Origin of the sequence: Pseudomonas fluorescens, assembly GCF_000802965.1 — a bacterium.
Classification (GTDB): domain Bacteria; phylum Pseudomonadota; class Gammaproteobacteria; order Pseudomonadales; family Pseudomonadaceae; genus Aquipseudomonas; species Aquipseudomonas fluorescens_A.
On sequence record NZ_JSAK01000011.1, the window covers coordinates 53,686 to 71,475 of the forward strand.

The 17,790-nt window shown below is 60.2% G+C and carries 14 protein-coding genes; 8 read left to right on the forward strand and 6 right to left on the reverse strand.

The window, feature by feature from the left end; all coding sequences use genetic code 11:
* Nucleotides 1-110: 110 nt before the first annotated feature.
* A complete protein-coding gene (locus NL64_RS10500) occupies nucleotides 111-2,243 on the reverse strand; it encodes a mechanosensitive ion channel family protein (RefSeq protein WP_034148058.1) in 2,133 nt (710 codons plus the stop codon).
* Between the two features lie 345 nt (nucleotides 2,244-2,588).
* On the opposite strand from NL64_RS10500, the gene NL64_RS10505 reads away from it, so the two are divergent.
* The 5 genes from NL64_RS10505 (at nucleotide 2,589) to NL64_RS10525 (ending at nucleotide 7,952) form a co-directional block, all read left to right on the forward strand.
* A complete protein-coding gene (locus tag NL64_RS10505; RefSeq protein WP_034148059.1) occupies nucleotides 2,589-3,791 on the forward strand; it encodes an MFS transporter in 1,203 nt (400 codons plus the stop codon).
* A gap of 178 nt (nucleotides 3,792-3,969) precedes the next feature.
* The gene (locus NL64_RS10510; protein WP_034148060.1) at nucleotides 3,970-4,896 is read left to right on the forward strand and encodes a DUF72 domain-containing protein; all 927 of its coding nucleotides are present in this window, start codon (nucleotides 3,970-3,972) and stop codon (nucleotides 4,894-4,896) included.
* A complete protein-coding gene (locus NL64_RS10515) occupies nucleotides 4,893-5,690 on the forward strand; it encodes an endonuclease/exonuclease/phosphatase family protein (RefSeq protein ID WP_034148061.1) in 798 nt (265 codons plus the stop codon). The genes NL64_RS10510 and NL64_RS10515 overlap by 4 nt, the downstream gene beginning before the upstream one ends.
* Complete coding sequence (gene clsB / locus NL64_RS10520; protein WP_034148062.1) at nucleotides 5,687-6,979, forward strand: cardiolipin synthase ClsB; 1,293 nt, start codon at nucleotides 5,687-5,689, stop codon at nucleotides 6,977-6,979. The genes NL64_RS10515 and clsB overlap by 4 nt, the downstream gene beginning before the upstream one ends.
* A complete protein-coding gene (locus NL64_RS10525) occupies nucleotides 6,966-7,952 on the forward strand; it encodes a lysylphosphatidylglycerol synthase domain-containing protein (RefSeq protein WP_034148063.1) in 987 nt (328 codons plus the stop codon). Before clsB ends, NL64_RS10525 begins: the two co-directional genes overlap by 14 nt.
* A gap of 138 nt (nucleotides 7,953-8,090) precedes the next feature.
* On the opposite strand, the gene NL64_RS10530 is transcribed toward NL64_RS10525, so the two are convergent.
* From NL64_RS10530 to NL64_RS10540, 3 genes are all read right to left on the reverse strand, one after another.
* Nucleotides 8,091-8,849, reverse strand: a complete 759-nt coding sequence (locus NL64_RS10530) for an alpha/beta hydrolase family protein (protein WP_034148064.1) — start codon at nucleotides 8,847-8,849, stop codon at nucleotides 8,091-8,093.
* On the reverse strand, nucleotides 8,839-9,948 hold the full coding sequence (locus NL64_RS10535; RefSeq protein WP_034148065.1) for a DUF3182 family protein: 1,110 nt from the start codon (nucleotides 9,946-9,948) through the stop codon (nucleotides 8,839-8,841). Before NL64_RS10535 ends, NL64_RS10530 begins: the two co-directional genes overlap by 11 nt.
* Nucleotides 9,949-10,235: 287 nt before the next feature.
* Complete coding sequence (locus tag NL64_RS10540; protein ID WP_034148066.1) at nucleotides 10,236-11,228, reverse strand: GlxA family transcriptional regulator; 993 nt, start codon at nucleotides 11,226-11,228, stop codon at nucleotides 10,236-10,238.
* Nucleotides 11,229-11,329: 101 nt separating this feature from the next.
* On the opposite strand from NL64_RS10540, the gene NL64_RS10545 reads away from it, so the two are divergent.
* Together NL64_RS10545 and NL64_RS10550 are read left to right on the forward strand one after the other, a co-directional pair.
* A complete protein-coding gene (locus tag NL64_RS10545) occupies nucleotides 11,330-11,878 on the forward strand; it encodes a cysteine hydrolase family protein (protein WP_034148067.1) in 549 nt (182 codons plus the stop codon).
* Between the two features lie 37 nt (nucleotides 11,879-11,915).
* Entirely contained in the window at nucleotides 11,916-12,740 is an 825-nt protein-coding gene (locus NL64_RS10550) for an alpha/beta fold hydrolase (RefSeq protein ID WP_034148087.1), read from the forward strand.
* Between the two features lie 76 nt (nucleotides 12,741-12,816).
* Here NL64_RS10550 and NL64_RS10555 read toward each other — a convergent pair whose 3' ends face one another.
* Nucleotides 12,817-13,329: a single-stranded DNA-binding protein gene (locus NL64_RS10555; protein WP_034148068.1), complete on the reverse strand. Its 513-nt coding sequence runs from the start codon at nucleotides 13,327-13,329 to the stop codon at nucleotides 12,817-12,819.
* 9 nt (nucleotides 13,330-13,338) lie between these two features.
* Complete coding sequence (locus NL64_RS10560) at nucleotides 13,339-14,736, reverse strand: MFS transporter (RefSeq protein WP_034148069.1); 1,398 nt, start codon at nucleotides 14,734-14,736, stop codon at nucleotides 13,339-13,341.
* A 191-nt stretch (nucleotides 14,737-14,927) separates the two neighbouring features.
* Between NL64_RS10560 and uvrA the strand changes: the two genes are divergently transcribed.
* A complete protein-coding gene (gene uvrA / locus NL64_RS10565) occupies nucleotides 14,928-17,762 on the forward strand; it encodes an excinuclease ABC subunit UvrA (RefSeq protein WP_034148070.1) in 2,835 nt (944 codons plus the stop codon).
* Nucleotides 17,763-17,790 lie beyond the last annotated feature (28 nt).

The window sequence follows — 17,790 nt, forward strand, 5'->3', positions numbered from 1 at the left end:
GGCTGGGCGGACCTCATCGCTGGCAAGCCAGCTCCCACAGAGATTTCTGTTGTTCACAAAACCCTGTGGGAGCTGGCTTGCCAGCGATGAGGCCATCACAACCGACACATTTACTGAGGCCGTGCCCCCTCCGGCAATAACACCGCCGAATGCTCCGGCTCAGCCGTCCCATCCTGGAACGGCTCAGTCGCATGTTGCCTCGGCATCAAAACCTGCTGTGGATAAGTCTGCGCGAAATGCACCCACGGGCTGTTATCCACAAGCTTTTTCAAACGCTGGTTGAACGCCCGGCTCACCGCATATTGCCCACCGGACACGGTACGAAACTGCGCCGTCAGCACCACGCCGTTGAGGTCCATCTTGTCGACGCCGAACACATCCAGCGGCCCTTGCAGGTTGTACTTGAGGAACGGGTCGTCACTGATGGAATGCCCGGCCTCGCGAATCAGTTCGATGGCCTTGTCGACATCGGTGTCGTAAGTGAACTGCACCGAGAAGAACGCATAGGCAAATTGCCGCGATTGGTTGGTGACAGCCTTGATCTGGCCAAAGGGCACCGAGTGCACGAACCCTTTGCCGTCGCGCAGGCGCAAGGTGCGGATGGTCAGGCCTTCGACGGTACCGGCGTGCCCGGAGTCGAGCACCACCCAATCGCCGATGGACAGAGTGTCTTCGATGATGATGAACAACCCGGTAATCACGTCCTGGACCAGTTGCTGGGAACCGAAACCGATCGCCAGACCGATGACCCCGGCACCGGCCAGGAACGGCGCAACATTGATGCCCAGATTGGCCATGGTGGTGATGGCGCAGATCACCACCAGGATGATTTTGACCGCGTTGCGCAGCAACGGCAGGATGGTTTTCACCCGCGTACTCGGCTGGCGTGCGCCGCGTTTGCTGGCCGGAGGTTTCAGGGCTTCCTGGATCGCCGTGTCGAGCACAACCCAGACCATCCAGGTCACCAGGAAGATCAGCCCGATGTGGCTCAGGGAATCACTGATCGCCCGACCCACCGCATTGCTCACCGCGAATTCGAACAGCGACACGCCCCAGATTCGCCCGAGGATATCGATGAACACGATAGCCATGGCGATGCGCAGTAACGCGTGGGAAAGGCTCAGAAAGCGTTCTTTGTAGGCGCCATTGCGGCGTACGTCGGTCTCGCTGCGGGTCTTGAACAAATGGTGCAGCGTGGTGCTGAGAAACACCGTCGCAATCAGCAACACCGTAGTAAACAGCGCGCTGCGCAGCACTTGCTGATTGTCATCGCCGATGCCAATCAGGTTGATGATCGAGACCAGCACCATCAACAGAATCGGCCAATACCAGAGCCCGGAAAAAATCCGCAGGGTTTCGCGCAACGCTGGCTGCGATCGACGTTGGGCCAGCGGCAGAATCCGGATCACATGGGCGACCGGGCGGCGCATGCGGATCACCAGCAAACCAAAGGAAATCGAGGCCGCCAGACCGGTAAACACCGCGATGCTGCTGGTGAGGTTGTTACCCAATTGATGGGCGATCTGCGGGCTGGTCAACGCATCGCTCAGGGCCACGAGGAAACCGATCGCGAACAGCGGCCGTGGGCTGTCATGGCGAATGATCTGTACCGCCCGGCGCTTGTGCCCAACGTTGAACAGCACCGCCAGGGACATCACCAATGACGCGGCGAACACACCACTGCTGGTGGCATAAGCCAAACACAGTGCCAGTGCGCGGCCGGCCGAAACAGGCAAAAACTGGCTGACATAAATCGTCAGCGGCAAGCTAATCACCGCCGGAATGCTGTAGGGCAACACATAACCCAGCAACGCCTGCCCACGCTCTCGACTGAGCAGCAGTCGATGGCGGCACAGGCGTTCGGTCAAGAACTTGCCGAACAGCCAAAGCAGCCCGAAAACACCGACCCACACCGCCGTCAGCAGCAGAAAATCCCCGGCCACGGCCCAGCTCGAACGGGCCGATGGACGATTGACCAGTTGATCCACCTCATCGGCGGCACGGTCAGCGCGCAAACGCCAGGCGTCGAGCAGGTCCTTGTTGAGATTGAGCTTGTTCTGGATACCATCGATGCTCGAACTGATAGCGCCTAGCAACCCGCCCTGCACCAACGGTTGCGGATGGGCTGGCGGTGTCGCGGTGGTGGTGGCTGCCGGCACGCCTGGTATTGCTGCTGCTTCCAGTTCCTCGCTGCCGAAAAACAGCAGCGCCCCCAATAGCATCGCGGTCTTGAGCTTGATCAACGTACCCGCTCCCTTGGACAAGACTGTAAGGAACTGATCGGAAAATGCCGGGCAAGTTCGCTGTTGGCCCACAGATGATCGGGTGTTTGACGCTTCCGTGGCGAGGGAGCTTGCTCCCGCTGGGGTGCGAAGCGCCCCCAAACCGGTTGCTTCAGACACACCGCATACATTGGTTTTGCGACTGCTTCGCAGCCGAGCGGGAGCAAGCTCCCTCGCCACAGTGCTCCCGTGTCACCTGCAATATTTGATCTACACGCAAATATCAAATGCTCATCCCTGTATTTTTCCGCACAACCCAAACCCTGACACTGCGCGCCATCGAATCAACCCACCGGAGTTGCAGCCATGCCCATTGCCTTGCTCGCGCTGACCCTCAGCGCTTTTGCCATCGGGACGACCGAATTCGTCATCGTTGGCCTGTTACCGACCATCGGCGCCGACCTCGGGGTCAGTCTGCCGTCCGCCGGCCTGTTGGTCAGCCTGTACGCGCTGGGCGTCGCCGTCGGCGCTCCGGTGCTGACCGCCCTGACTGGCAAAGTCCCGCGCAAATTGCTGTTGTTGTCGCTGATGGTGCTGTTTACCCTCGGCAATCTGTTGGCCTGGAAAGCGCCAGGTTATGAATCGCTGATCATTGCGCGAATCGTCACCGGGCTGGCCCATGGGGTGTTCTTCTCGATCGGCTCGACGATCGCCACCAGTCTAGTGTCCAAGGAAAAAGCCGCCAGCGCCATCGCCATCATGTTCACCGGCCTGACCGTGGCACTGGTTACCGGCGTGCCGTTGGGTACTTTTATCGGCCAACATTTCGGCTGGCGTGAAACCTTCCTCGCCGTGTCGGCATTGGGTGTCATTGCCTTTATCGGCAGCCTGCTCTACGTGCCGAAAAACATCGCCCACAGCAAACCCGCTTCGTTGTTGCAGCAGTTGCAAGTGCTCAAGCAGCCACGCCTGTTGCTGGTCTACGCCATGACGGCGGTCGGTTACGGTGGATCGTTCATCGCGTTCACGTTCCTGGCGCCGATCCTTCAGGACATCTCCGGCTTCAGCGCCAGCACCGTCAGCCTGGTGCTGTTGGTCTACGGCGTCTCGGTGGCTGTCGGCAACATCTGGGGCGGCAAGCTGGCGGACAAACGCGGCCCGATCAGCGCCTTGAAAATCATCTTCGCCCTGCTCGCCGCCGTGCTGTTTGTCCTGACCTTCACCGCCGGCAACCCATGGCTGGCACTGGCCACCGTGCTGGTCTGGGGCGCCGTGGCGTTCGGCAACGTGCCGGGGCTGCAAGTGTATGTGGTGCGCCAGGCTGAACATCACACGCCCCATGCGGTGGACGTGGCGTCCGGCCTGAACATCGCCGCGTTCAATCTCGGTATTGCTGGCGGCGCGTGGGGTGGTGGCTTGATCGTCGCCCACATGGGATTGATCCATACCGCGTGGATCGGTGGTTTGGTGGTGTTGGTGGCGTTGGCATTGACCGCGTGGAGCGGACGTCTGGATCGCCTCGGCCCGGTCTATTCCCAAGGCTCAACCCGCATCGTCGCCGGCCACTGATCCCCTGTAGGAGCTGCCGCAGGCTGCGATCTTTTGATTTTGTTCTTCAAGATCAAAAGATCGCAGCCTTCGGCAGCTCCTACAGGTGTTTCGCTTTGACCGTCCGTAGCCTCGCCGAAACTTTCGCCACCGCCCCGCAGTCATCAAAAGATCAGGGGGCAGTCAGACGGGAGGCGACATGGCGGCGATTCACATCGGTATTTCAGGTTGGCGCTACACGCCCTGGCGGGGGGATTTCTACCCGAAGGGCCTGGCCCAGAAGCGCGAATTGCAATTCGCCTCACGGGCAGTCAACAGCATCGAGATCAATGGATCGTTTTACGCCCTGCAACGGCCTGAACGCTACGCGCAGTGGTACGCCGAAACCCCGGAGCACTTCGTATTCAGCGTCAAAGCCCCACGCTTCATCACCCACATCAAGCGCCTGCGTGACATCCACAAACCCCTGGCGAATTTCTTTGCGTCCGGAGTACTGGAACTCAAGGAGAAACTCGGCCCGATCCTTTGGCAGTTTCCGCCCAACTTCAAATTCGACGCCGAGCTGTTCGAAACCTTCCTCGAACAATTGCCCCACGACACCGCACAAGCCGCCGCCCTCGCCCGCCAACACGATGCTCACGTGAACGGCCACGCCAGCCTGAAAGCGAACGGGAAAAAGCCCTTGCGCCACGCTGTGGAAATCCGTCACGAAAGCTTCATCGACCCGGCCTTTGTGCGCCTGCTCAAACGCTACAACACAGCGTTGGTCATCGCCGACACCGCTGGAAAATGGCCATATCGCGAAGACATCACCAGCGACTTCGTCTATCTGCGCCTGCACGGCGCCGAGGAGCTCTACGCCAGCGGCTACACCCCGCAAGCACTCAAACGCTGGGCCGACCGCATAGAAGCCTGGCACCACGGGCGCCAACCGGGTGATCCGCATCTGATTGCACCTCGACTGAAACCCCGGGCGCGCAAGTCGCGAGACGTGTTTTGCTATTTCGATAACGACATCAAGGTCCGCGCACCCTTCGATGCGCGGCGTTTGCTGGAAAGCTTCGACCTCGACAAAAACCTGCTCACCTCACCCGGTGAACCGGTTGCCGAAGGAGTGCTGCCATGAGCATTTCCGAGCCGGTTGGCACCACCGACGAGCAAGCGACCATCGACACCACGGTGCATCGTTTCACGATCCTGACCGTCAACACGCACAAAGGCTTCACGGCCCTGAACCGACGGTTCATCCTGCCGGAACTGCGCGAAGCGGTGCGCAGCGTGTCTGCCGATGTGGTGTTTTTGCAGGAAGTGCACGGCACCCACGAACAGCATCCAAAGCGCTACGACAATTGGCCGGCAATGCCGCAATACGAGTTCCTCGCCGACACGCTGTGGCCGCAGTTCGCCTATGGGCGCAACGCGGTTTATCCGGCGGGCGATCACGGCAATGCTCTGCTGTCGAAATTCCAGATCGTGCGCCACGACAACCTCGACGTGTCCATCAGCGGCCACGAGAACCGCGGCATTCTGCATTGCGTGTTGCGCCTGCCGGGTGATGGTCCGGAGGTGCATGCCATTTGCGTCCATCTGGGCCTGCGCGAAACCCACCGCACCGAACAACTCAAACTGCTGACGCGTCGCCTGGAAGAATTGCCCAGCGATGCCCCGGTGGTGATTGCCGGTGACTTCAATGACTGGCGCCAGCGCGCGGATGCCCTGCTCAAGCCCTGCGGATTGCGTGAGGTATTCGCCGAACACCACGGCAAACCGGCGCGCAGTTTCCCCGCACGTTTGCCGGCGCTGCGCCTGGACCGCATCTACGTGCGAAACCTCAAGGCCAGTCGTCCGCAAGTGCTGACGACGCGGCCCTGGTCCCACCTTTCGGATCACGCACCGTTGTCGGTGGAGATCGAACTATGAGCATCCCGACGATGGAAAAAACCACGGTGGAAACGATTGCCGCGCCGCCCATCAGCGAGCCGGCAGTGGTCGACGTCGAGTACGGCTGGCAAGGCAACAATCGGGTCGAACTGCTGGAAAACGGCGAGGCCTATTTCCCCCGGGTGTTCGAGGCCATGCGCCAGGCCAAAACCGAAATCCTCCTGGAAACCTTCATTGTGTTTGAGGACAAGGTCGGCGATGAATTGAAGGAGGTGCTCATCGAGGCCGCTCAACGGGGTGTTCGGGTCACCGCCAGTTTCGACGGGTTTGGCTGCGGAGAGCTGACCACCGCCTATCTCACGGCCCTGAGCGGTGCCGGCGTGCACCTGCAAATGTTCGACCCGGCGCCGAAGCGCCTGGGCATTCGCACCAACTGGTTCCGCCGCCTGCACCGCAAAATCGTGGTCGTAGACGGGACGGTAGCCTTCATTGGCGGGATCAATTTTTCCGCCGACCATTTGGCCGACTTCGGCCCCGAGGCCAAGCAGGATTATTCGGTTGAAGTGCAAGGCCCGGCGGTGGCCGACATTCATCACTTTGCCCTGCTGCAATGCGGTCGTCCGGCGCGAGCCAAATATTGGTGGCAACGCCGTCGGCAACGGCGCTCAGAACTGGCCGTGACTGATCACGATGGCCAGGTGCGGCTGGTATACCGCGACAACGCCGAGCACTCTACCGACATCGAAGAGGTTTACCGCCTGGCGTTGCGCACGGCGCAGCGGCGCGTGGTCATCGCCAACGCCTACTTCTTTCCCGGCTATCGGTTGCTGCGGGAAATCCGCAACGCTTCGCGCCGTGGCGTTGAAGTGCGCCTGATTCTCCAGGGCCAACCGGACATGCTGGTGGCCAAACTGGCAGCGCGCATGACCTACGATTATCTGCTCAAGTCCGGGGTGAAAATCTTCGAATACTGCGACCGGCCACTGCACGGCAAAGTCGCGCTGGTGGACGAAGACTGGAGCACCGTCGGCTCCAGCAACCTCGACCCGTTGAGCCTGTCGATGAACCTGGAGGCCAACGTGTTGATCCGCGACCGTGGGTTCAACCGCGTCCTGTTCGATCGCCTCGAAGACCTCAGTGACAACCACTGCAAATCCATGTCGGTGGACAAGGCCCCGCGCGGGCGAGTCTGGCACATGACCGTGGGTTTTCTGGTGTTCCACTTCCTGCGGCATTTTCCGGCCTGGGCCGGGTGGTTGCCCGCACATAAACCACGTCTGAAAGCGTTCACCCCACCGACCGGGAGCGATCAACATGAGCCGCACTGAAGCACACGCGGCGCCCCACGCCGAGCACCCGGCAAAGTCGCGTTGGAGCCGCTGGAAACGACCGCTGACGATGTTGTTTTTCCTGGCGCTGATCGTGCTCTTGACGATGTTCGCCCAGCGCATCGAATGGAACGAAGTGTTCGACACCCTGGCCGATTTCAAGGTGCGCACCTTGATCATCGCGGCCGGGCTGACCCTGTTGAGTTTTCTGGTCTACGCCTGTTTCGACCTGATTGGCCGCACCTACATCCGCCAGGACCTGACGTGGAAACAGATCCTGCCAGTGGGCATCATCAGCTACGCCTTCAACCTCAACCTGAGCGCCTGGGTCGGCGGCATTGCCATGCGTTATCGGCTGTATTCGCGGCTCGGGGTGAGCAAAGCCAACATTGCGAAAATCCTCGGCCTCAGCCTGGCGACCAACTGGTTTGGCTACATGGTGATTGCCGGCGCGATATTCAGTAGCGGGCTGGTGCGCATGCTGCCGGGCTGGAAACTCAGCAGCGGTGCGCTGCAAGCGGTGGGTGTGTTGCTGTTGTTGGTGAGTGCGGGCTACCTGGCGGCGTGCCAGTTTTCCAGGCGTCGGGAATGGTCGATTCGCGGGGTGGAAATCAACCTGCCGTCACTGCGCATGGCGATCCTGCAACTGGCCCTCGGGGCGCTGAACTGGTCGTTGATGGCGGCAGTGATTTTCACGTTGCTGCCGAGCAAACTCGACTATCCGCTGGTGCTCGGTGTGCTGCTGATCAGCGCCATCGCCGGGGTCATCACCCACATTCCGGCGGGGCTCGGTGTGCTGGAAGCGGTGTTCGTGGCGTTGTTGCAACACGAAGCATCGCGGGGCAGTCTGGTGGCGGGGTTGCTGGCGTATCGGGCGATCTATTTCCTGCTACCGCTGTTAATCACGCTGGTGATGTATTTGCTGGTGGAGGCCAAGGCCAAGTCGTTGCGGATCTCGAAGAAACCCAAGTGATGGGTGGAGTTCTTTCGGACGCCATCACAGGCAAGCCCGCTCCCACAGGGTTTGGCGGTGAACGCAAATATTGTGAACACCAGCACTCACTGTGGGAGCGGGCTTGCCCGCGATGACGGCTTAAAGAACAGCAAAAGATCACTTGGACTGAATAATGCTCAACCGCTCCCCCACCACCATTTCAGTGATCCAGCCCACCAGGGTCGAGGTGTAGGCCTGCTGTGAAACGGGATTGCTCAGCGCATGGTCGGCGCCGTCGATGATGCGGTGGGTCAGCGAGTGGGTCTGCTGACACGCCGCGCGGTAACTCATGATGGTCGCGTGCGGGACGTAGTCATCGGTTTCCGACTCCACCAGCAACACATCCCCGGTAAATTGCGAACAGGCATGCAGCGCCCGATTGTTGTCGGCGCGCACCAATGTACTGCGGTAATCGCGCAGATCGAGTTTGTCCAGGTCACGCTTGGGCGTGTGCCATTGATCGTCGCGATACAGCGCCGGCACCCGCAGCGCCAGCCAGCGCACGGGCCGCAGCGACGTGAGGATCGAAGCCAGGTAACCGCCGTAACTGGTACCGACCACAGCAATGGCCGAGGTATCCAGTGCGGGGTGCGAGAGTAAACGGTCATAGGCCGCCAGCAAATCGCGCAAATTGTCTTCACGGGTCACGCGGGCCAACGGGATTCCGGTGCCGCTGGTGTGCCCGCGCAGGTCGAAGGTCAGGCACACACAACCTAACCCGGCGATGCCTTTTGCACGCTCCAGATCGCGCTCCTGGCTGCCGCCCCAGCCGTGTACGAACAACACGCCGGGGACTTTCGATTTGGGACTGAGAAAAGTGCCGCTCATCTGTTCGTCGTCGATGTCGATTTGAATGCTTTCGCTTCTAGCCGTCATAGGAATTGACCGTTACGTACTTGAGTAGGAAATCACTGTTCTCTGCAGGACCACGGTACACCTCAATGGCGTCCGCGGGCAGCGGCTGATCGATGTAGGTTTCCACTGAAGACACGCGAATCGCGCGCATCTGCGGATCGTTGACGAAGCTCTGCAAGGCCGCCACTTCCGCGCTGCTGGCCCCGCCCATGCGCCAGGATTGTTCGAGCACACCGCTGCGTTGCTGGCCGTCGCTGGCGACACCTTGGGCGATGTCGTAATTGCGCCGTGAAGCATAGAAACCGGGATAGGCTTCATCCGCAGCGCCATCGAACACCTGGGCTTGCTTGATTGCCAGTCGCACATCGTCAGGCAGGTCCAGCTTCAGCAATTCGTCGTAACCGCCCTGCACCACCAGCAGGTTGGAACCACCATAGACCTCTTCGTCGTGAGCGTCTTTGGTCAAGTATTGATCACCGCAGTAACTCAGCACTTTATCGCCGATAAAACTCTGGCCGACGCTGTGGGTAATCACCTGGTCCAGGTCCTGCTCCAGCACCACGCCTTCATTGAACAGCGCTCTCGCTTCGGGTCGGGCGAGGATTTCATCGAACTGGTCGAGGCTGTTGATCACTTCTTGTCCGCGCCCGGCGCAGGCATGGATCGGTTTCATGCGGATCGGACCGCTGTAGAGCAGATGCTCCGCTGCTGCTCGCGCGTCGTCGAAGGAGAAAACACTGAGTCCATCGAGCACCACAGAGCGCACTCGCGCGGAAAACAACGGCGACCAGCCTTGTGGTGCGTGGGCATGCCTGTTCAATAAACCGTGGGTGATGGCTTTGGTGCAGATGAAGTCGTGTTCGACATAACCGCCCCATACATCCTCCGGCCCTTTGATGCCCAACTCACGGGCAGCAGCGGCGCCTACCAGTGTCTGGGTCGGCAACAGATAAATATCTCGACCGCCATGCAACTGCGGATCGAAATTGCCCCCGAATTTGAGCCCGAGAATTTGCGCCAGCCAGCGGGCCAGCGCGCGATTGGTTTCGACTTCGTGCTGCGGCGCACCGGGACGCACCGAATGGGCGACTACCAGTTTTTTGCGGCTTGTTGGGGTCATGCGTCCCCCTTCAATGGTCGCTGAATGAATGTAGCTGATGGGGTGCAGGGTTCAGGCCAACCGCTTCTTGAGAGAAACGGTTTTCAAATCAGCCGCTTGCGAATACGGTAGTGGCACGGCGCCTGTTTTATTCTGCACGACGACCATCAACAGTCCGGCATTTTGCACGGCTCATGTCCATCCACGCCCCCTGTAGGCGCTAGCCTGCTCGCGATCAGGTCAGCACATTCGCCATTTTTTTCGCCTGATACGCCGCCATCGCGAGCAGGCTCGCTCCTACAGGGAATCTATCGCGCTGCAACACTCGGCATCACCCCAAACCGCGCCCGATAATCACTCGGCGCCAGCCCGGTGATCTTCTTGAACGTCGAACGAAACGCACCCGGATCCTGATAACCCACGGTCCAGGCAATGTGATCGATGGTGCCGTTGGTGAACTCGAGCATTTCCCGGGCCTTGCCGACCCGCAGATGCTGGCAGTACTCAGTCGGCTTGAGACCGGTCGCCGCGCGGAACCGACGCAGGAACGTGCGCTCTTCCAGCCCTGCCCGCTCGGCCATGGCCGGCAGCGAAACGTCAGTGGCTCCGGTGCCTTGCAGCCAGTGTTGAACCTTGAGAATCGAGGCGTCGCCATGGCTGAGAATCGGTGCGAAATTGCTGCCGCATTCGCTGGCGCTGTCGCTGTGTTCAACCACTAGAAAACGCGCCGTGCCGGTGGCGATGCTCGGTCCCAGCAGTCGATCCACCAGGCGCAATCCCAACTCGGACCAGGCCATCAAACCAGCGGTGGTGATCAAGTCGCCGTCGTCGACGATGGGCGTATCGGCCTTGAGCTTGATCGCCGGGTAACGCTCGGCAAAGGTCTTCGCGGAGGTCCAGTGCGTGGTGGCGCTACGACCGTCGAGCAAACCACTTTCGGCCAACAGCAGCGAACCCACGCAGACACCACCGAGGGTCGCGCCGCTGGCGTGTTGTTGCCGGAGCCAGCGCAGCAGTGGTTGCGGTGCCTGGCCTTCGGAGAAGCCGGCAATCGACGGCGGAATCAACACGGCCACTAATGCACCGTCCTTATCAGGATGGCTGTCGTAGACCCGCGTCGGCGCCTGCTCGCCATCGACCTGCCAATGGCTGACCCGCAACAACGGCAAGCACGCTGCCTGATGCTCGGCGGCGATCCGGTTGGCCACCCCGAACAGGTCCGTCAACCCATGCACCGCCGCCATCTGCGCGCCGGGATAGATCAACACACCCAGTTCGGCGATTGCCCTTTGTGCGTCCATTGTCAGTTTTCCCCCTTCTATTGTCGGTGCGGCCAATCCACGGATGGTTTGCCAGGGCCAATACTTCATTCCACACCAACCCGCACTCCGAGGAAACAGTCATGGCCAAGCAAGCACTCATCGTAGTCGATATCCAAAAAGACTACTTCCCACAAGGCAAGTGGCCGCTGGTCGGCGCCGATGCCGCCGCGGACAACGCCGTCCGTCTGCTCAAAGCCTTTCGTGACGCTGGTGATTCGGTGGTGCACATCCGCCACGAATTCACCTCCGAAGACGCACCGTTTTTCACCCCGAATTCCGAAGGCGCAAAACTTCATCCCAAAGTCCTCAACCAAGCCGACGAACCTGTAGTGCTCAAGCACTTCGTCAACTCATTCCGCGAAACCGAACTACAGTCCATTCTCGACGAGCAGGGCATCAAGGAACTGGTGGTCGTCGGCAGCATGAGCCACATGTGCGTCGATGGCATCACCCGCGCCGGCAACGACCTCGGCTACAGCGTCACGGTGATCCACGATGCCTGTGCCTCTCGTGACCTGGAGTTCAACGGCGTAACCGTTCCGGCGGCTCATGTCCACGCGGCCTTCATGTCGGCCTTGGGCTTTGCCTACGCCAACGTGATATCCACCGACGAATTCCTCGCCCGGTAAGCGCCTCATTCACGCTACTTCATTGGAGATGATCGACATGGCTACTCTGACGACTCGCGAAGGCAACACCCTCTACTACAAGGATTGGGGCAGCGGACAACCGGTGGTGTTCAGCCACGGCTGGCCCTTGAGCGCCGACAGTTGGGAATCGCAGATGCTGCATTTCGCCAACAACGGTTTCCGCGCCATCGCACACGATCGTCGGGGCCATGGCCGGTCCAGCCAGCCGTGGGACGGCAACGACATGGATCACTACGCTGATGACCTGGCGCAGTTGATCGAACACCTGGACCTCAAGGACGTGATCCTCTTCGGTTTCTCCACCGGCGGCGGCGAAGTCGCCCGCTACATCGGTCGCCACGGCACCGGTCGCCTGGCGAAAGCCGGGCTGATCTCAGCCGTACCGCCGTTGATGCTGAAGACCGACACCAACCCCAAAGGCCTGCCGATCGAAGTCTTCGACGGCATCCGCGCCGGCTCCATCGCTGACCGCTCGCAGCTGTACAAAGACATCGCCGGCGGGCCGTTCTTCGGCTTCAACCGACCGGGTGCCAAAGCCTCGCAAGGGCTGATCGATTCGTTCTGGATGCAAGGCATGATGGGTGGTCACAAAAACACCCTGGACAGCATCAAGGCGTTCTCGGAAACCGACTTCCGCGAAGACCTGAAAAAATTTGATGTACCGACCCTGATCATCCACGGCGATGATGACCAGATCGTGCCGATTCAAGCGGCTGGGCTGGAGAGCAAACGATTGATCGAGCATGCCGAGTTAATTGTCTATCCCGGTGCACCGCATGGGCTGACGGATACGCACAAGGATCAGGTGAATGCGGATATGTTGGCGTTTGCCAAAAGCTGATCGAACCTGAAAACACAAAGGCCCGTAGCGTTTGAGCGCTACGGGCCTTTTTCATGCCGTTCGGGGAAGCAGTTGCTTAGAACGGAATATCGTCATCAAAGCTGTCGAAATCCGGAGCCGGTTGCGGCGCGGCCTGTTGAGGCGCTGGACGCTGTGGCTGCTGTTGCGGTGCTGGGCGTTGAGCCTGCGGACGCGGCGCGGATTGCTGGTAGTTACCACCGCCCTGGCCTTGTTGGTCGCCCTGAGGACGGCCGCCCAGCAGTTGCATGGTGCCTTGCATGTCGACCACGATTTCAGTGGTGTAACGCTTGATACCGTCTTTTTCCCACTCGCGGGTCTGCAGTTTGCCTTCGATGTAGACCTGCGAACCTTTGCGCAGGTACTCGCCAGCGATTTCTGCGACTTTGCCGAACATCGACACACGGTGCCATTCGGTTTTTTCGACTTTCTGACCGGTTTGCTTGTCGGTCCACTGTTCGCTGGTCGCCAGACTCAGGTTGGTCACGGCGTTGCCATTCGGCAGGTAACGAACTTCAGGATCCTGGCCGCAAGTGCCGACCAATATGACTTTGTTAACCCCACGGGCCATTACGTTCTCCTAGGCTACGCACGCTGCCCCGGCCGGGTTGTTCACCAGGCTCTCAAGGGTGGTGCGATCCAATAGTTCGGTGTCCAATTTGATGTAAATCGCCGCTTCATCCGCGACGATCACTGCATCTGTTACCCCTACGACCGCCTTCAGGCGCTCGACCAGACCCGCTTCGCGGATCGCCTCGGGCGACAACGGCAAGCGCAGGCTTGTCACGTAGGGAGGTTCACGCATGGTAACAGCAAAGACCAGCCAAAGTGCAGCCAGCCCGGCGCAACCGAGGAACACAACCGACAAACCGCCATGCTGGAACAACCAGCCGCCGAGGATACCGCCCAGTGCCGATCCGAGGAACTGACTGGTGGAATAAACTCCCATCGCCGTGCCTTTGCCGCCCGCCGGTGAAACCTTGCTGATCAGCGAAGGCAACGAAGCTTCCAGCAGATTGAACGCGGTGAAGAACACCACCGTACCAATCACCAGAGCCCGCAAGCTATCGCCGAACTGCCAGAAGAATAGCTCAGTGAGCATCAGCGTCACGACGGCGCCGAGCAAAACTCGTTTCATTTTGCGTCGCTTCTCGCCATAGATAATGAACGGAATCATGGCGAAGAAGGAAATCAGCAGCGCAGTCAGATAAACCCACCAATGCTGTTCCTTTGGCAGCCCGGCCTTCTCCACCAACGCCAGCGGCAAGGCAACGAAGCTCGACATCAGCATCGCGTGCAAGACAAAAATGCCCAAGTCCAGGCGCAGCAGGTCCGGGTGCTTGAGGGTCGGAATCAACGCCTGGCGCGCCACGCCGGATTCGCGATGCTGAAGCGGCCCGGTGGAGCGCGGCACCATGAACATCACGATCACGATGCCGAACAGCGCCATCCCGCCCGTAGCGAGAAACAGCCCGGACAGGCCGAAGGCGCGGGTCAGCAACGGTCCTACAACCATGGCGACAGCGAACGACAGACCAATCGTCATGCCGATCATGGCCATGGCCTTGGTCCGATGCTGTTCACGGGTCAGGTCCGACAGCAACGCCATGACCGCTGCGGAGATCGCCCCGGCGCCCTGCAGGATGCGTCCGGCGATCACGCCCCAGATCGAATCGGCGTTGGCTGCCAACACGCTGCCGAGGGCGAAGACAATCAGCCCCAGGTAAATCACCGGACGACGGCCTATACGGTCGGAAATGAAGCCGAATGGAATCTGGAAAATCGCCTGGGTCAGGCCATAAGCGCCAATCGCCAGCCCGATCAGGGCCGGGGTCGCGCCCGCCAGGTCCATGCCATAGGTCGCCAGCACCGGCAACACCATGAACATGCCAAGCATACGGAAGGCGAACACCAGGGCCAGACCGCTCGCCGCGCGGGTCTCGCTGCCACTCATGCGTTCGCTGTGGGGATCGTGCATGGAAAAACCTCATGTGAACCGGCGGCGATTCTACCAGTCCCATCGATTGGCAGGGTATATCGCGACGCTTTGCCGCGTGTAGATGACAGAGCTTTCATGTAAGCCTGCAATGACATCATTCGATAGTGTGCATCCATCCAGTATTTGGCCGTATACTCCTACGTTTTCGACGCCCGCCAAGCGAGGCCACTTTGGACAAGATCCTGATTCGTGGGGCTCGAACCCACAACCTGAAGAATATCGACCTGACCCTGCCACGGGACAAGCTGATCGTCATCACCGGCCTGTCCGGCTCCGGCAAGTCGTCCCTGGCTTTCGACACCTTGTATGCCGAAGGTCAGCGCCGCTACGTCGAATCGCTGTCGGCCTATGCCCGCCAGTTTCTGTCGATGATGGAAAAGCCTGACGTCGATACCATCGAAGGCCTGTCGCCGGCGATCTCCATCGAACAGAAATCGACCTCGCACAACCCGCGCTCGACCGTCGGCACCATCACCGAAATCTACGACTACCTGCGTCTGCTTTATGCACGCGTGGGCATTCCGCGCTGCCCGGATCACGACATTCCGCTGGAAGCGCAGACTGTCAGCCAGATGGTCGACCTTGTCCTGACGCAGCCGGAGGGCAGCAAACTGATGTTGCTCGCCCCAGTCATCCGCGAGCGTAAAGGCGAACACCTTTCAGTCTTCGAAGAGCTGCGCGCCCAAGGCTTCGTCCGCGCCCGGATCAACGGCAAGCTGTATGAGCTGGACGAAGCGCCCAAGCTCGACAAGCAGAAAAAACACACCATTGATGTCGTGGTCGACCGCTTCAAGGTTCGCGCCGATCTGCAACAGCGCCTGGCCGAATCCTTCGAGACCGCGCTAAAGCTGGCGGATGGCATTGCCCTCGTAGCGCCAATGGACGACGAGCCGGGCGAAGAGATGATCTTCTCCGCGCGCTTCGCCTGCCCGATTTGCGGCCACGCCATCAGCGAGCTCGAACCCAAACTGTTTTCCTTCAACAACCCGGCCGGCGCTTGCCCGACTTGCGATGGCCTGGGCGTGAAGCAGTTTTTCGACATCAAGCGGCTGGTCAACGGCGAGCTGACGCTGGCCGAAGGCGCGATTCGCGGCTGGGACCGGCGCAACGTCTATTACTTCCAGATGCTTGGCTCACTGGCGTCCCACTTCAAGTTCAGCCTGGAAGTACCGTTCAACGATCTGCCGGCCGATCAGCAGAAGCAAATCCTGCACGGCAGCGGCTCGCAAAACGTCGACTTCAAGTACCTGAACGATCGCGGCGATATCGTCAAACGCTCGCACCCGTTCGAAGGCATCGTGCCGAACCTGGAACGCCGCTACCGCGAAACCGAGTCTGCCTCGGTGCGCGAAGAGCTGGCCAAGTTCCTCAGCACCCAGGCTTGCCCTGACTGCCGCGGCACACGCCTCCGTCGCGAAGCACGCCACGTGTGGGTCGGCGAGAAAACGCTGCCGGCGGTGACCAACCTGCCCATCGGCGATGCGTGCGATTACTTCGGTGGACTGAAGCTGACCGGCCGCCGTGGCGAGATTGCCGACAAGATCCTCAAGGAAATCCGCGAGCGCCTGCAATTTCTGGTCAACGTTGGCCTCGACTATCTATCACTGGATCGTAGCGCGGACACCTTGTCCGGTGGTGAGGCTCAACGTATTCGCCTGGCCAGTCAGATTGGCGCGGGTCTGGTCGGTGTTCTGTACATCCTCGACGAACCGTCGATTGGCCTGCACCAACGCGATAACGACCGCTTGCTCGGCACCCTCAAGCACCTGCGCGATATCGGTAACACGGTGATCGTGGTCGAGCACGACGAAGACGCGATTCGCCTGGCTGACTATGTGGTGGATATCGGCCCGGGTGCGGGGGTTCACGGTGGGCACATCGTTGCCGAAGGTACGCCGGCAGAGGTCATGGCTCACCCTGATTCGTTGACCGGCAAGTATCTGTCGGGCCGGGTGAAGATCGAAGTGCCGGCCAAACGCACACCACGCAATAAGAAGTTGTCGCTGTCGCTCAAAGGCGCTTGTGGCAACAACTTGCGCAATGTCGATCTGGATATCCCGATTGGCCTGCTGACCTGTGTGACCGGCGTGTCCGGTTCGGGCAAATCGACGCTGATCAACAACACGCTGTTTCCTCTGAGCGCCACCGCGCTGAACGGTGCGACGACGCTTGAGGCTGCCGCTCACGACAGTATCAAGGGCCTGGAACATCTGGATAAGGTCGTCGATATCGACCAGAGCCCGATCGGCCGAACGCCACGCTCCAATCCGGCGACCTACACCGGGCTGTTCACGCCGATTCGCGAGTTGTTCGCCGGCGTGCCGGAATCCCGCTCCCGAGGTTATGGGCCGGGGCGGTTCTCCTTCAACGTCAAGGGCGGACGCTGTGAAGCCTGCCAGGGCGACGGTCTGATCAAGGTGGAAATGCACTTCCTGCCGGACATCTACGTGCCGTGCGACGTGTGCAAGAGCAAGCGCTACAACCGCGAAACCCTGGAGATCAAATACAAGGGCAAGAACATCCACGAAACCCTCGAAATGACCATCGAGGAAGCACGTGAGTTCTTCGACGCGGTGCCGGCGCTGGCGCGCAAGCTACAAACGCTGATGGACGTCGGCCTGTCGTACATCAAACTGGGACAATCCGCGACCACCTTGTCCGGTGGTGAGGCTCAACGGGTGAAACTGTCCCGCGAGCTGTCCAAGCGCGATACCGGCAAAACCCTGTACATCCTCGATGAGCCGACCACGGGCCTGCACTTCGCGGATATCCAGCAACTACTCGACGTCCTGCATCGACTGCGCGACCACGGCAACACGGTGGTGGTAATCGAGCACAACCTTGATGTAATCAAGACTGCCGACTGGCTGGTGGACCTCGGGCCGGAAGGCGGTTCCAAAGGCGGGCAAATCATTGCCGTCGGCACGCCTGAAGAAGTCGCCGAGATGAAGCAATCTCACACCGGCTACTACCTCAAGCCGCTACTGGAACGCGACAGGGCCTGAATCCGGGCCACAAAAAAGCCCCTGTCAC